The following is a 16,270-nucleotide window of genomic DNA, read 5'->3' as shown; positions in this document are numbered from 1 at the left end:
TACTAATTACTAAGAGGGCTATTTTAGTTTTAGAGTTAAATCAAAATCTTTGAACTAATGGACTCTTTTTTTGCCATTTCCATTTTTATGCGAAGAATTTTGGCTCTTTGTAGTTCTATCATTTCTATTCAAATTACTCTTTGAATTGCTTGTTTGAATACTTGATGCATTTTTAGATTTACTATTTTTAATACTATCTGATTTTTTATTTGAAGTTCTAGTACTATTTTTATCAGAATTATTATTTGTTTTACTAGTATTTTTATTCTTCCCTTGATAGCCAAGCTTACCAGGAGTAAGACCTATCAAACAATCTTTTCCATTACCTATTAAATCTTCTCTATGAGCTTTAACTAAAGCTTTTTTTACTTTTTGGTGATTTTTTGGTACAGCAAATTGAATTAAAGCTCTTTGCATTTCTTTTTCTTCTGGAGTTTTTGGCACATAAACTTCTTCTCCAGTTAGAGGATTAACTCCAGTATAATAAATTGTAGTTGAAAGACTTCCAGGAGTAGGATAGAAATCTTGTACCTGCTCTGGAGTATATCCCATTTGCTTTATATACTGTGCAAGTTCTATTGCAGCATTTAAATCTGAACCAGGATGAGAAGACATTAAATAAGGAACTAAAAATTGTTTCTTATCAAGCTTTTCATTTATTTGAAAATACTTATTAACAAATCTATCATAAACATCTCTTGTAGGTTTACCCATTTGATTTAATACTCTTGGAACAACATGCTCAGGAGCAACTTTTAATTGACCACTAATGTGATGTTCGCATAGTTCTTTGAAGAAAGAATCATTTTTATCATGTATAAGATAATCATATCTAATTCCGGAACGGACAAAAACTTTTTTTATTCCAGGAAGTTTTCTTACTTTCTTTAATAATGAAAGATATTCAGTATGATCTATTATTAAATTTTTACAAGGACTAGGGAACATACATTGCTTATTTTTACAGGTACCATGCTCTATTTGCTTTTTGCAGGCTCTATGCCTAAAGTTTGCAGTAGGTCCCCCAACATCATGTATATATCCTTTAAAGTTGGGCAGAGTTGTTAATAGTTTTGCTTCTTCAATAATTGATTCCTGTCCTCTGTTTTGAATAACTCTTCCTTGGTGAAAGGTTAAGGCACAGAAAGAACAGGAACCAAAGCAGCCTCTATGGCTTGTTATTGAAAATTCAACTTCTGTTATTGCCGGAATCCCACCTTTTGCTTCATATATTGGATGATAGGTTCTTGTATACGGTAAATCGTAGGTCATATCCATTTCAGCTTGAGTTAAATCCTCTTGAGGTGGGTTTTGAACTAAGTATCTATCTCCATATTGTTGAATTATAGTTCTACCATTTATAGAATCTTGTTCATAGTATTCTAACTTATAAGCTTTTCCATAAGCTTTTTTATCAGTAGACACTTCTTCAAAAGAAGGAACTGTAACTGCATCTTTAATATTAGAAATGTCTTTAGTTAAGTAACAGGTACCACGCACAGTAGTGACATTTTTAATATTAGCTCCATATCTTAATAAATCAGCAATTTGAATTATAGTTTTTTCACCCATACCATACATTAATAAATCAGATTTTGCATCTACAAGAATACTTCTCCTAACTTTGTTATCCCAGTAGTCATAGTGAGCAAAACGTCTAAGACTTGCTTCTATACCACCAATTGCTATAGCAGTGTCTTTGTAGGCTTCTCTTATTCTATTACAATAAACAATAAGTGCTCTATCGGGTCTATGGCCAGCTTCACCACCAGGAGAGTATAAATCTTCGTGTCTTATTCTCTTTGCAGCAGTGTAGTGATTAACCATTGAATCTATATTTCCTGAATTAACTAAAAAGCCATACTTGGGCTTACCTAGTCTCTTAAAATCTTCACAGTCATGCCAATTTGGCTGAGCTATAATACCAACAGTAAAACCTTGGGCTTCAAGGGTTCTACCTATTATAGCAGTACCAAAAGAGGGATGATCCACATAAGCATCACCGGAAACAATAATAAAATCCAACTGTTCAATTTTTCTTTTTTCTAAGTCCTCTCTACTAATAGGTAAAAATTCCTTGCAAAGTTTCATATATTAATAACTCCAATTCTACAAATTTTATTCTTAATGTATATTATCATAACCATAGATACATTACAAATTAATAATAAATAATTTAAGGATAAAATTCTGGAGAAATTTCTAATAAAAAATTAATCATTTTATTGATAAGCAATCAAAAAATGTTGACTTTTTTTTTATATAGACTATAATTATTATATAAACCCTATCAAAACAGTAAGAATTAAAAACTATGAAAAAGGAAAGTAGCATAAAGGAAGTTTACAGAGAGAAAAGAGAGATGAGAACTTTTTAGCAGTAATTTGTGTGAAGTGCCCTTTGGAGTTGAAGTCTGAATATAGTAAGATTCTCCGGATTCACCCGTTATAGTGATATAGCATATTTAAGTGCTTGAATTGAGTGGGATTAGTAAAAATCCAATTAGAGTGGAACCGCGAATGTTACTTCGTCTCTATATGTTTATAGAAGATGGAGTTTTTTTATATTTTTTTACTAAATGAACAATATGGATTATGTAAATTTGAGGAGGATATTAATATGATTTATGATGGAGTATTACAATTGATTGGAAATACACCTATTTTGAAGCTTAGTAATTTGATTAAGGATGAAAATATTGCAGATATATATGTAAAGCTTGAAAAATTCAATCCAGGTGGAAGTGTTAAAGATAGAGCAGCTCTTGGAATGATTGAAAAAGCTGAAAAAGAAGGAGTATTGAAGCCAGGAGCAACAATAGTAGAGCCTACAAGTGGAAATACTGGAATAGCACTTGCTCTTATTGGTAAATTAAAAGGTTATAATGTAACAATTGTAATGCCAGAAACAATGAGTAAAGAGAGAAGAGATTTAATCAAAGCGTATGGTGCAAACCTTGTATTAACAGAAGGAGCAAAAGGAATGAAGGGTGCCATAGAAAAGGCGATAGAAATAGGAAGTGAAGATGGATTCTTTATTCCACAACAATTTGAAAATATTGCAAATCCAGAAAAACATTTTGCAACAACAGCTGAAGAAATATTTAAGGATATACCAGATCTAGATGTATTTATAGCAGGAGTTGGAAGTGGTGGAACAATTGTTGGTGTTGGGAAGAATTTAAAGAAGAAAAATTCTAACATTAAAATAATTGCAGTTGAACCGGCTAATTCACCAGTTTTAAGTGGGGGAAATCCAGGTGGCCACAAAATTCAAGGAATTGGTGCAGGGTTTGTTCCAGGTGTTTATGAAAATGATTATACCGATGAAATAATTCCCGTAAAAGATGAAGATGCATTTACCACTGCAAAGGCAGTAGCTGAAAAAGAAGGAATATTGGTAGGAATATCTTCAGGAGCAGCAATATACGCAGCTATAGAAGTAGCAAAGAAACTTGGAAAAGGTAAAAAAGTATTAGCTGTTGCTCCAGATGGTGGAGAAAAATATATATCAATGGGATTATATGATTAATTAACTCACATATAATAGAATATTCTCTATAATAAATATGAGAGTCGTGAGTAGAAGTTTAGTTAGGGTTTTAGAAGAATTTATCAATCAATGATTTTAGATTGTGAAAGACTTTATTAAAAACTACTAAAAAGGAGAATAAGCTGTGTTTAAGAAACTAAATTATGATTTAGAAAGAGTATTAAAGGAAGATCCAGCAGCTAAAAGTAAATTAGAAGTACTGTTATTATATCCATGCATTCATGCATTAATATCATATAGGATGGCTCATTTCCTTTATTTGAAAAAAAGATACTTTTTAGCTAGATTGCTTTCTCAATTATCAAGATTTACAACTGGAATAGAAATTCATCCAGGAGCCCAAATAGGAAAGGGGCTATTTATAGATCATGGAATGGGAGTAGTAATCGGTGAAACAGCTGAGATTGGAGATAATGTTACTATTTATCATGGAGTAACATTAGGTGGGACTGGAAAAGATAAAGGTAAAAGGCATCCAACGGTTGAAGATGATGTGTTAATAGGAACAGGAGCCAAAGTTCTTGGACCTATTACTATAGGAAAAGGAGCCAAAATAGGAGCTAATGCGGTTGTAGTAAAAAATGTTCCTCCTAAAGCTACAGCAATAGGAAATGCAGCTAAAAATATAGAGAGATTTCCAACTTCAACTATAATTGAAATTAATGATATAAAAGGACGTAAGAAGAAGATTTTTAATGAAATGGTTATTTAAATAATGGAGAAGATTGAGGTGTGAAAGGAGAAACTATAAAGGTTTATTTTCACACCTTTTCTTTTGAAAAATATAAATATTTATTGGCATTTGCATAGATATATTAAAAAATATATAATGTATATTGATAATAATTGAAAGTTGACAATTGATCATTGACAATTGATCATTAAATATTTGCACTTGAAGAGAGGTCGAAAAGATGTTATCACCAATTACAGTTGCTATAATTAAGATGTTACCAGAAAGTTTTGTAATAAAAATTGCCAATATAATAGTTGATAATTATATAAAGAAATATGCGAATATAAAAATAAATGGAATGGAAAAGATTGATAAGGTTAATAAGCCAAGAATATTTGTATGTAATCACTTAAGCAATTCAGATGGATTAGTTTTAGAGCGTGTATTAAAAGAAAAAAGTGATCCTTATTTTGTTGCAGGTGTAAAATTATCAGATGATCCAATAACACAATTAGGAACTAAGATAGTTAAAAATATACCAATTAAGCCTAACTCAGCTGATAAAGAAGCAATAACTAAGGTTGTTAAAGCACTTAAAGCTGGAAATGATATTTTGATATTTCCAGAAGGAACTAGGAGTAGGACAGGTGCTATGATTGAAGGAAGAAAAGGAATTTTACTTTTTGCAAGAATGGCGAAAGCAGAAATAATTCCAATTGGCATGTCGGGTACAGATATATTACTTCCTATTAGTGAAAATGGAAATATGGGTTCTGAAAAGTGGCATGAAGCAGATATTGTTATAAATATAGGTGATAAAATAGTATTTCCTGAAAAAGAAAAAGAAGAAGATAAACATGAATATGATAATAGATGTATGGATATCTTAATGAGAGGTATAGCAAATCTTCTACCAGAAAGATATAGAGGAGTTTATAAATAAGGAGACTATAAATGGTTATGAAGGCAAGGACGAAAAAAATTGTAGATATTTTAAAAAAAGCATATCCTGATGCAAAATGTGAATTGAACTATGAAACACCACTCCAATTACTTGTAGCTACAATATTGTCTGCTCAAACTACTGATAAAAAAGTAAATGAAGTTACAAAGGATTTATTTAAGGATTATCCAGATTTAGATGCTTTTTTAACTATTACAAATGATGAACTTGAAGAACGTATAAAACAAATAGGATTATATAGAAATAAGTCCAAGAATTTAATATTAATGTTTAATCAATTAAAAGAAAAATTTAATGGAGAAGTTCCAAAAACTATGGAAGAAATCACATCTCTTGCAGGTGCAGGAAGAAAGACAGCAAATGTTGTACTTTCAAATGCATTTAATGTGCCCTCTATAGCAGTAGATACTCATGTATTTCGAGTATCTAATAGATTAGATTTGGCTAATTCAAATAATGTTTTAGAGGTGGAAAAACAACTACAAAAAGAGCTACCTAAAAAAGAATGGACTTTAATGCATCATCTTTTAATTTTTCATGGAAGAAGATGTTGCGTTGCTAGAAACCCGAAATGTAGTGAATGTCCGTTAAATACATTATGTAAGTATAGATATCCAAATTAATACTCAAACTTATAAATGAAATATGTATGCATTATCGAGAAATTATAATTGTAACACTACACTAGAAATTAGATACATTTTTCTGGAAGCAGGCATGTGAAATTGAGCTGATGATGGTTATTAGTGGAAGGTTGTTTCATTTCTGCTTGTCATAAATTTACTTTAGGAACATGCAGAAATGGGTGCAACCTTCCACTTAGAACCTTCCAGCGAAAATTTCACTAGTCCTGTGGAAGATAAATGTATCTGATTTAGTAATTGTTGCATAAGTCTAATTCTCGCTTTGGATATCTATATGAAGGTAAATAATTATGTATTAAAGTGAACCACATAGAGTGAAATTAAAAGGCTTTGTGGTTCTTTTATTTTGAAAATTAATTTATTAAAATTAAAGTATAAGTTAGCAAGTAAGCTAAATAATCTTATTATAAATTAGAATTAATTATTTTTGGAGGGAATCAATGAAAATTGGAGTTATAATGGGTGGTATATCATCAGAAAGAGAAATATCATTAAAAAGTGGAAATTCTATAATAGAAAATATAGATAAGAATAAATATGAGGTATTACCTATTGTCATAGATAAAAAAGAAGATATTATAAACAAAACTAAAGAAATTGATTTTGCACTTTTAGCATTACATGGTCAATTTGGTGAGGATGGAACTGTTCAATCAGTACTTCAAACTTTGGGAATACCATATTCAGGATGTGGACCATTAAGCAGTGCTATGTGTATGGATAAGGATGTATCTAAGTCTATTTTAGTGGCTGCTGGAATTAGAACTGCACCATGGATTAATTTGAGGAAAAATGATTCTATAGATTATAATCAAATAAATAAATTAGGGTATCCTGTTGTGGTTAAGCCAACTCATGGGGGATCAAGTGTAGCTACATTTATTGTAAAAGAAGAGAAAGATATAGAAAAAAGTGTAGAAGAAGCCTTTAAATGGGACAATGAAGTTATGATAGAAAAATTCATTAAAGGTGATGAAATAACTTGTCCTGTGTATGGGGATAAGATGTTTCCGGTAATTGCTATAAGGCCAAATGCAGAATTTTTTGATTTTACATCAAAATATGAGGATGGCGGAGCACAGGAAGTTGTAGTCGAGTTAGAAAGAAAACTACATGAAGAAGTTGAGAAGATGGCACTAGCAACCTATAAAGCATCGAAATGCGAGGTTTATTCTAGAGTAGATATGATAGTTACAGAAGAAGGAGTTCCATATATACTAGAAGTAAATACACTTCCAGGAATGACTAAAAATAGTTTGATTCCTAAAAGTGCAGCTGCACTAAATATAGATTTTTCTAAGCTTATTGATATGATTATACAAGATTCGATGAAAATAGTAAGATAATAGGATAAAATTTAAAGTAAAAGGTGATCTTTTATGTTACTGCAACATAAAAGATCACCTTTAAGTTTTATTTAATCAGAGTTTCTTTTTACAATCTTTACAAACACCTTTCATAACTAAATCATGATCTGTTAAAGTAAAGCCTGTTGAATTTTGAACCATTTCCTGTATTTGAAGCATTGGGCATGGAATTTCAACTTCTTTATGGCATATATCACATTGCAAATGATGTCTATGGGTTTCTTTTTTTAATTTATATGAAAATACTCCATCATTAAGAGTTATCTTTTCTGTAAGTCCTTTTTCTTCGAATAATTCTAATGTTCGGTAGACCGTGCTTAAATTAATATTTATGTTATTGTTTCTGTAAATATGATATATTTTTTCAGCAGACAAGCTATTTTCAGAATTTGTTAGAATATTTAAAATTTCAACTCTTCCTTGGGTGATTTTAATCCCATTCCTTTTTAGAATTTCATTTGGTTCCATTTTTATATCTCCTAACAAGTAAATATTAATTACATTATATCACATATAAATATAGCTGTTCAAAAATATAAAACTAAAAAAATATCATTTTAAAACCAAAAAATATAAGAACAATTCCTGCGAAAAAATTAGCATATGTAGTTATAAATTTCAACTTTTTAATATATCTGCAGATAAAAAATCCTAAGGTGCAAATAAATAAGGTTATTAATCCAATTAAAATGGAATCAACGCAAAGCAATAAATTACTTGCAATTTCATGAAATGCTGTAAAACCAATAACTAAAGCATCTATACTAACAGATAATCCAAGAATTACACAAGTGCTATTTTTCGTTAAAATTTCATTTTCCTTTGCTTTAAAGCTATCTACGATAATAAGTATACCTACAATACCCATTATTATACCACCAGCAATGGAAGGAATAGTGGCAATATAAGTATCGAATAAATAGCCTAAGCTTCCACCTAGATATGTAAGTAAAAATTGAAAAAATGCAAAAGATAATATAAATTTCAATTTATGCTTTTTGTTAATTAATGAATTTAAACCAATTCCTAGAGTTATGCCAAAAGCATCCATAGCAAGTGCAATTCCTATTAAAGTAACATCAAATAAATTCATTTAACCTTCTCCTTAAAATAATAGACTATTTTATATAGATATCCAAAGCGAGAACTAGACATATGCGGAACTAACCGAAATTAAACACATATTTATTACAGCGGACTAATGAAATTTTCGCTGGATGGGTTCTAAGTGGAAGGTTGCGCCCATTTCTGCATGTTCCTAAAGTAAATTTATGACAAGCAGAAAGTGGAACAACCTTCCACTAATAACCATCACAGCTTAATTTCATATGCCGCTTGCACAAATATGTATCTAATTTCTAGTGTAGTGTTACGATTATAATTTCTTAATGATGCATGTATATTCCATTTATAAGTTAAACTTTTAAATTGGACATCTATATTGCAATTATAAATGATCATTAAATATTGATTTCCAATGGAAATCTTTAAGTGTTGAACAATTCTTTTTGCAATATATATAGTTAACTTTTTTTAAATATATGCAAAAAAATAAAAAAAAGTCTTTATTTAATACATTTTTTATTGTATATTATTAAATAGTGTATAACGATAGTTAAATAGTATATCACAATTAAAACATTTGGTGTAGCAAATAAGGAGGAACATTTATGTCAAATTGTATAATAGCCCAATCAGGAGGTCCAACTGCAGTAATTAATTCAAGTGTAGTGGGACTTTTACATGCTAATAAGGAATCAAAAGCTTTTGAAAAAGTATATGGTGGATTAAATGGTATTGAAGGGATATTAAATAGAAACATAATTGATTTGTCAGCAGTTTCAGATGAAGAGATAAATCATTTTAGATTTACTCCATCTTCTGGTCTTGGGTCTTGCAGATATAAATTAAAAGATTTAGAGAATTCTAGTGAAGAATATGAAAGATTAATAGAAATTCTTAAAGAATATAATATAACATCATTTTTTTATGTTGGTGGAAATGATTCAATGGATACCATTGCTAAACTTTCAAAATATGCAAAGAAAAATAATGTCGGAATAACATTTATGGGAATTCCTAAAACTATTGATAATGATTTGATGTTTACAGATCATACCCCAGGTTTTGGAAGTGCTGCAAAGTTTATTGGTACAACAGCAATTGAGACATATTTAGATGCCTCTGTATATATTAATAATGGGATATTTATATTAGAAACAATGGGAAGAGATACTGGATGGCTTGCAGCTTCAACATGTATTGCAAGATTACATGATAAACCTGTTGCAGATTTCATTTATCTTCCAGAAGCTTCTTTTGATAGATATAAATTTTTAAAGGATGTTAGAAAGAAATTTGAAGAGCAGAATAAGGTATATATAGTAGTATCAGAGGGGATTAAAGATAAAGACGGTAAGTTTATTTCAGAATTAAATTGTTCAGCACAGGATAATTTTGGTCATGCTCAATTGGGAGGAGTTTCAGATTATTTGAAAAGATTAATTCTTGAAGCAGGAATCACTAAGAGAGTTAAATCACTAGAATTAAGTGTATTACAGCGATGTGCAATGCATTGTGCCTCAGATACAGATATAACAGAAGCATTTAATGCAGGAAAAATAGCTTTAAAATTTGCAGTTCAAGGTGAAACAGGAAAAATGGTGAGCATTAATAGAGAAGATAACGAATTATATAATGCATATTATTCCTTAGTTGAAGCTGAAAAGGTAGCAAATAATGTAAGATACTTCCCAACAGAGTGGATTAATAAGGAAGGAAATTTTATAAATGAAGAGGCATGTGCTTATTTTGAACCATTAATAAATAAGTCTCCTAAATTAACATTTGAGGGTAATCTTCCAAAGTATAAAGTGTTTAATCAATAATATAAAAAGCTTCCTATATAATATAACTATAGTGGGATGTAATAATTAAAAAAATTTATTATTGCATCCCGGATAAAAAACTAATAATATTTTTAAAGTAAGGGTTAACTTAAAGCTGTTAGTCATATTCTTAGTTTTCATGATATTAGTTAATAGATGACAATTAGTTATTTGATTTTTCTTAGGGAAATGTCTTCTAACACATTTAAAAATAAATCAACTTCACCTATTGAATTATATAGTGCGAAGCTTACCCTTACCATTCCTAGCATTTTTTTTGCAGGATTTTCTAGGAATTCCTTAGCTTCATCTTCCCCTACGTTCATAAGCCTTCTACAATAAGGATGAGCGCAAAACCATCCATGTCTTACGGAAATTCCTTTCTTCTTTGCTAAAATATTTGCCACATCATGATGATACATATTATTAATGTTAAAAGTTGCAATACCAAGTCTATCAGATATATTTTCTGTATCTCCGTAGTTTATTATATTAGGAATTCTTTTAAACCCTTCAATTGTATGCTGTAGAAGTTGTTTTTCATGTTCCTCAATATAATCATATCCAATATTATCTATAAATTTTAAGGAATTAATTAAACTCATTACTCCTATAAAATTTGGAGTGCCAGCTTCATTTTTATCAGGTGGAAGAAGAAAGTTGATTTTATTATCTAGGACTAATTCAACAGTTCCACCACCTAAATAATCTGGATCAGAATTTATAAAATCTTCTTTTAAGCCTATAATTACACCAACGCCAAAAGGAGAATAAATTTTGTGAGAGGAAAAAACTAAAAAATCTATTTGTTCATCATCTGAATCTCCACTGATATTAACTTTTTTGTGAGGTACAAGCTGTGCTCCATCAACTATTAGCTTAGCATTGTATTTATGAACTATTTTAGCTATAAAATGAATATCATTTATATAGCCTGTAACATTAGAAGCTCCTGTGAGAGATACATATTTTATTTTTCCACAGTGTACCTTTAGTTTTTCTTCTAACTCTTCAAGCTTAAGTCTTCCTTTTTTATCAACTTCAATATAATCTACTTTTCCTCTTTTTCTCCAGGGTAAATCATTTGAGTGATGTTCCATTCTAGAGGTTAATACAATTTCATCTTCTTTTGTTTTTAAAGTATTTGCAAGTTTGTTTATTCCTTCAGTTGAATTATTAACATAAATAACTACATATTTTTCTATAGATTTTATATTAAAAAATTTCATTAAAAAATTTTTTGATTCCTTATATAAGTTAGTTGTTATTTCTGCTTTTTGTCCTGTTCCTCTTCCGATAGAAGCATAATTCTTGCTTAATTCTTCTATATATTTAATACTTGATTTAAGAGGCGGAGTTGTAGCAGCATTATCAAAGTTTATACCATCTATACAATCACCATTTGAATCACATACTTTTTCATCTAATCCAATAAATAAATCTTGAATGTTGTTCTCATAATTTATCTTCATATGCATCTCCTCCAATATATATTATTCTAAGAATATATTTATTGTTCACAGAACAATGGAGTAAAATTCATATCTTTCTCTATTAAATTATGTACTATATGTATTTAGGATGCATATTATTTAAAAGGATAAATAATATTTTTAAGGGGGAATTATAAATGAATCCAGATAAGAAATATATGTCTCAAGTAAGCTCAGATGACAGTGAAATTAGATTTGTTCCACCAGCATTTATTTATGATAAATCACTTTCGAATGATTATAATAGAAGTTTAGACTTATTCTCGTCAAGAGATGGTTTACCAGAATTATGTACTTACTCAGATGATCCAGAAGATTCTCTTAAAAAAGATTTTGGTATAAATGTTGCAGAAAATTCAGTACCAACTACTTTTGATATATTAAGAAATATTGATCTTGATTTGGATGAATCAGAAGATTTGGAAAGAGTAAACTCTGAAAATGATATAAATAAAATATATTTAAAAATTGAGCAAAAGCATCCAGGAATATTTGCAACGCTTTATGCTTATAGAATTCCACGTCCAATAGCTAGGGTAATTATTAAGAGATTAATTAGATTAACATTATCATACTGTAATAATAAATGATACTTGAAATTAGCTTATATTGAACATAAATAGTTAAATTTGTTTTAGTAGTGAATATTAGGAATTAGTTAAAAGTGAAAGAAGAGAAGTTCTGAAAAGAAAAATCCAAAGCTTTTCACTTATCACTTTTAACTGATGTCTACTTTTAGCATAGCCAGAATCTTTTTGAATAATACTGGCTTTATACTTTCAATATCTGTTGGTTCCTTTAGGATGATAGTTGTAAAGCATACGCTGCCAACTAATTCAAAAATCATGAATAATGTCATTTCAGCTTCTTCTATTTCCATTCCTTCATTTACAAGGTTTTTGGTAAAAGTATCAAGGACCATTTTTACTTCATTGTATGCTTCTGGTTTCATTATTGCTTTCCTATATAATCCCCAGGAAATATTTTTGTTTATGAGTTTTAGCAAAGATTCATTATGCTTTAAATAATTTATTATGTAATCTATAAAAAATAAGGTTCTTTCCCTAAAATCATTACTCCCGAAGGAATTAGTCTTATCCAATGCGCATTTTATGATTTCATTGCTTTTTTGTAGAATTATTTTATTTAAAATATCATATTTATCAGTAAAATATAAATAAAAAGTTCCTTTTGCAACTCCAGCATTTTTGGCTATATCATCTATTGAAGTTTTCTCTATGCTGTTTTTTGTAAATAAATCATAAGCTGATGAAAGTAATTCCTTTTCCTTTAATAGCTTTTTCTTTTGAATGAAATTTATTCCATCATTTTTTAAAGTCATGTTTTCCCTCCAAATAATAGTTTCATTTTATTATAAAACAAATTGAGGAATAATCCAAATTTTATAGATACACAACGTAAGAATTAGACTTACGCGAAAATTACCGAAATCCAATACATTTGTCTTCCACAGGACTAGTGAAATTTTCACTGGAAGGTTCTAAATGTGGGCTTGCCATCATTTCAGCGTGTTCCAGATGTAAAATCCCCAAGGAGAAAGTTCATGTTTCCAAATATAAAATTTGGACATTCACTTTTGGACAAGCTGAAATGAAACAAGCCCCCATTAAGAACCATCAGCAGCTCAATTTCACATGCCTGCTTCCAGAAAAATGTATCTGATTTCTAGTGTAGTGTTATGATTATAATTTCTCAATAATACATATATATTCAATTTATAAGTTTGATTATTAAATTGGATATATATATAGGTTCTAAGTGGAAGGTTGCACCCATTTCTGCATGTTCCTAAAGTAAATTTATGACAAGCAGAAAATGGAATAATATTCCACTAATAACCATCATAGCTTAATTTCATATGCCGCTTACCCAAATATGTATCTAATTTCTAGTGTAGTGTTACGATTATAATTTCTCAATGATGTATGTATATTCCATTTATAAGCTTGATTATTAATTTGGATATCTATATTTATCAAAATTGCTATACTAATGATTAAATAGTATAATATATCTGTTCTAATTATCAATTAATGATGAATGATTCAATGAGAAAGTTTGGGGAACGAAAAATAAAAGTTCCACAGGTGAAAATTTATGTAACAAAATATAAGATTTGCACTTTACTTTTTCAGAATATCTAAAATTGAAGAATAAAATATTAATTAGAACGTATAGAATTAAAGAAAATTTACTAAATAAGATTAGATAGGTTTGTGGATTTTCAGTTAAATTACTGGAGGATAAATAATGATTGTATTAAGTTGTAAGAATATAGGTAAAAGTTACGGAATAAGCACAATTTTAAAAGATGTAACATTTTCAATAAATGAAGGAGATAAAGTTGGTATAATAGGTTCAAATGGAGAAGGAAAAACAACTTTATTTAAAATACTTTCTAAAGAATTAGCCCAAGATGATGGAGAAATTTTTATAGATAAAAACAAGTCTTTAGGTTATCTAGCTCAACATTTAGCATTAGATTCAAGTAATACAATTTATGATGAAATGCTTCTTGTTTTTGAAGATCTAATAAGGTTAGAGAAAAAAATTATAGATTTAGAAGTAAAAATGAATGAACCATATGATGAAAAAAATGCTTCATATCATGAAAAAATTATTAAAGATTATGGAACAGCTCAGGACTTATATCAAAATAGAGGTGGGTATACTTATAAAGGAGAAATATCACGTGTAGTTAAAGGTCTTGGATTTGTAGAAGATGATTTTGAAAAAATAATTTCAACTTTAAGTGGAGGTCAAAAAACTAGAGTAGCCCTTTGTAAACTATTGTTATTGAATCCAGATATTTTATTACTTGATGAGCCTACTAACCATTTAGATTTAGAAGCTATTGAGTGGTTAGAAGAATATTTAAAAACATATAAAGGAACTGTAATAGTAATTTCCCATGATAGATTTTTCTTGGATTCTGTAACAACGGCTACATATCAAGTGATAAATGGACATGTAAATTGCTATAATGCACCTTATACTAAGGCTTTAGAATTAATGAAAAAGGATCATGAAGCAAAACTAAAAGCATATAATTTACAACAAGCAGAAATTAAAAGACAGGAAGCAATAATAGAAAAATTTAGATCTTTTAATAGAGAAAAAAGTATTAAAGCTGCTGAAAGTAGAGAAAAAGCTCTTGATAAAATGGAGCTTGTAGATGCACCTGACAAGGAAAAAGCTGCATCTAAAATCAAATTTGAAGCATCCGTTAAAAGTGGATATGATGTTCTTCATATTGAAAAGTTAGCAAAAAGTTATGGTGATAAAAAATTATTCTCAGATTTGTCTTTTGATTTAAAAAGAGGAGAAAAGATTGCACTAATTGGAGAAAATGGACGTGGAAAAACTACTTTATTTAAGATAATAATGGATCAAATAAAAAGTGATTCAGGGGTTAAGGTATTAGGCGTAAATGTTAATGTCGGCTATTATGATCAAGAACAATCTAATTTAAATATGGATAAGACAATTTTAGATGAAGTATGGGATGATTTTCCTGAATTAACTACAAGTGAACTTAGAGGATATCTTGGTTCGTTCCTTTTTAGAGGAGATGACGTATTTAAGGAAATAAATAAGTTAAGTGGTGGAGAGAAGTGTAGGATAAACTTGTTAAAATTAATGTTATCTAAATCCAATTTACTTCTTTTAGATGAGCCCACTAACCATTTAGATATACCATCTAGGGAAGCCCTTGAAGATTCAATATTGAGCTATGATGGAACATTGATTGTAATTTCTCATGATAGATATTTCTTAAATAAAGTAATACACAGGATTTTAGAATTACAAGAGAATGGTGTTAATGAATACCTAGGAAATTATAGTTACTATATAGAAAAGAAAAAAAATCCACAAAGATTTGAAGCTTATGAAGGTATATCAGCAGGGAAAACAAAAACTCAAATAAATGAAGAAAAGAAAAAGAAGAAAGCATTAGATAAGGAAGCTAAAGCAAAGCAAAATGAAATTAAAACTATAGAAAATGACATAAGTGTAAATGAAGAGAAGCTTGGAAAGCTACAAGAGGAGCTTTGTAAGGAAGAGATTTATTCTAATCCCGCAGAAAGTGAAAGAGTAAATAAAGAAATAAAAGTTCTTGAAGAAACTATAGAGAAACTATATGAAAAATGGGAAGAACTTTCAGAGGAATAAAGATAATATTATATATTAAGATTAAGGTAAAAGTTATTTATAACCTATTGCCTTAATTTTTATTACCAAATATATCTAAAATGAGAATTAGAATTATGCAACAATTACCGAAATCAGATACATTTATCTTCCACAGGACTAGTGAAATTTTCGCTGGAAGGTTCTAAATGACGGCTTGTCGTCATTTCAGCGTGCTCCAGATGTAAAAGCTCCAAGGAGAAAGTTCATGTTTCCAAATATAAAATTTGGACACTTACTTTTTGGAAAAGCTTAAAATGAAACAAGCCATAGAGGAAACTCGACTCACGTTCGTTCGCTGAGTAAGCGATTCACACCAAATCACAGATTTGGGTTCTCTGCTTAAGAACCATCATCAGCTCAATTTCACATGCCTGCTTCCAGAAAAATGTATCTGATTTTTACTGTAGTGTTACGGTTATAATTTCTCAATAATACATATATATTACATTCTAAGTTTAGTTTTCAACTTGG

Annotated in this window: 13 protein-coding genes and 1 other annotated feature; of the genes, 8 read left to right on the top strand and 5 right to left on the bottom strand. The window is 29.3% G+C overall.

Going from position 1 to position 16,270, the window contains the following annotated elements:
- Positions 1-54 precede the first annotated feature (54 nt).
- Positions 55-2,091, bottom strand: a complete 2,037-nt coding sequence (locus CSPA_RS24950) for a YgiQ family radical SAM protein (protein WP_015395191.1) — start codon at positions 2,089-2,091, stop codon at positions 55-57.
- 214 nt (positions 2,092-2,305) lie between these two features.
- Positions 2,306-2,538 (top strand) — a binding site (T-box leader).
- 81 nt (positions 2,539-2,619) lie between these two features.
- Between CSPA_RS24950 and cysK the strand changes: the two genes are divergently transcribed.
- From cysK to CSPA_RS24925, 5 genes are all read left to right on the top strand, one after another.
- Positions 2,620-3,531 (top strand): cysteine synthase A, encoded by a 912-nt coding sequence (gene cysK / locus CSPA_RS24945; RefSeq protein WP_015395190.1) that lies wholly within the window; start codon positions 2,620-2,622, stop codon positions 3,529-3,531.
- A gap of 145 nt (positions 3,532-3,676) precedes the next feature.
- Positions 3,677-4,264 carry a serine O-acetyltransferase EpsC gene (gene epsC / locus CSPA_RS24940; protein WP_015395189.1) on the top strand — a complete coding sequence of 196 codons (588 nt, stop codon included), beginning with the start codon at positions 3,677-3,679 and terminating at the stop codon, positions 4,262-4,264.
- 202 nt (positions 4,265-4,466) lie between these two features.
- Complete coding sequence (locus CSPA_RS24935) at positions 4,467-5,171, top strand: lysophospholipid acyltransferase family protein (RefSeq protein WP_015395188.1); 705 nt, start codon at positions 4,467-4,469, stop codon at positions 5,169-5,171.
- A 17-nt stretch (positions 5,172-5,188) separates the two neighbouring features.
- A complete protein-coding gene (gene nth / locus CSPA_RS24930) occupies positions 5,189-5,815 on the top strand; it encodes an endonuclease III (RefSeq protein WP_026106316.1) in 627 nt (208 codons plus the stop codon).
- A 461-nt stretch (positions 5,816-6,276) separates the two neighbouring features.
- Positions 6,277-7,182, top strand: a complete 906-nt coding sequence (locus CSPA_RS24925) for a D-alanine--D-alanine ligase (RefSeq protein WP_015395186.1) — start codon at positions 6,277-6,279, stop codon at positions 7,180-7,182.
- A 75-nt stretch (positions 7,183-7,257) separates the two neighbouring features.
- Here CSPA_RS24925 and CSPA_RS24920 read toward each other — a convergent pair whose 3' ends face one another.
- Both CSPA_RS24920 and CSPA_RS24915 read right to left on the bottom strand, forming a co-directional pair.
- A complete protein-coding gene (locus tag CSPA_RS24920) occupies positions 7,258-7,671 on the bottom strand; it encodes a Fur family transcriptional regulator (protein ID WP_015395185.1) in 414 nt (137 codons plus the stop codon).
- A 73-nt stretch (positions 7,672-7,744) separates the two neighbouring features.
- Positions 7,745-8,296, bottom strand: coding sequence for a manganese efflux pump MntP (locus CSPA_RS24915; protein ID WP_015395184.1), 552 nt, complete (start codon positions 8,294-8,296; stop codon positions 7,745-7,747).
- Positions 8,297-8,873: 577 nt separating this feature from the next.
- On the opposite strand from CSPA_RS24915, the gene CSPA_RS24910 reads away from it, so the two are divergent.
- Positions 8,874-10,091 (top strand): 6-phosphofructokinase, encoded by a 1,218-nt coding sequence (locus CSPA_RS24910; protein ID WP_015395183.1) that lies wholly within the window; start codon positions 8,874-8,876, stop codon positions 10,089-10,091.
- A gap of 167 nt (positions 10,092-10,258) precedes the next feature.
- On the opposite strand, the gene CSPA_RS24905 is transcribed toward CSPA_RS24910, so the two are convergent.
- Positions 10,259-11,563: an aminotransferase class V-fold PLP-dependent enzyme gene (locus CSPA_RS24905; protein ID WP_015395182.1), complete on the bottom strand. Its 1,305-nt coding sequence runs from the start codon at positions 11,561-11,563 to the stop codon at positions 10,259-10,261.
- A 158-nt stretch (positions 11,564-11,721) separates the two neighbouring features.
- On the opposite strand from CSPA_RS24905, the gene CSPA_RS24900 reads away from it, so the two are divergent.
- Complete coding sequence (locus CSPA_RS24900; RefSeq protein ID WP_015395181.1) at positions 11,722-12,174, top strand: hypothetical protein; 453 nt, start codon at positions 11,722-11,724, stop codon at positions 12,172-12,174.
- Positions 12,175-12,302: 128 nt separating this feature from the next.
- Here CSPA_RS24900 and CSPA_RS24895 read toward each other — a convergent pair whose 3' ends face one another.
- Positions 12,303-12,926, bottom strand: a complete 624-nt coding sequence (locus tag CSPA_RS24895; RefSeq protein WP_015395180.1) for a TetR/AcrR family transcriptional regulator — start codon at positions 12,924-12,926, stop codon at positions 12,303-12,305.
- 929 nt (positions 12,927-13,855) lie between these two features.
- Here CSPA_RS24895 and CSPA_RS24890 point away from each other — a divergent pair.
- Positions 13,856-15,778, top strand: a complete 1,923-nt coding sequence (locus CSPA_RS24890; protein ID WP_015395179.1) for an ABC-F family ATP-binding cassette domain-containing protein — start codon at positions 13,856-13,858, stop codon at positions 15,776-15,778.
- Positions 15,779-16,270: the final 492 nt, after the last annotated feature.

The organism is Clostridium saccharoperbutylacetonicum N1-4(HMT) (assembly GCF_000340885.1).
Classification (GTDB): Bacteria; Bacillota; Clostridia; order Clostridiales; family Clostridiaceae; genus Clostridium; species Clostridium saccharoperbutylacetonicum.
Note: the sequence above shows the minus strand (reverse complement) of the source record. Positions and strands in the feature narration are given on the sequence as shown.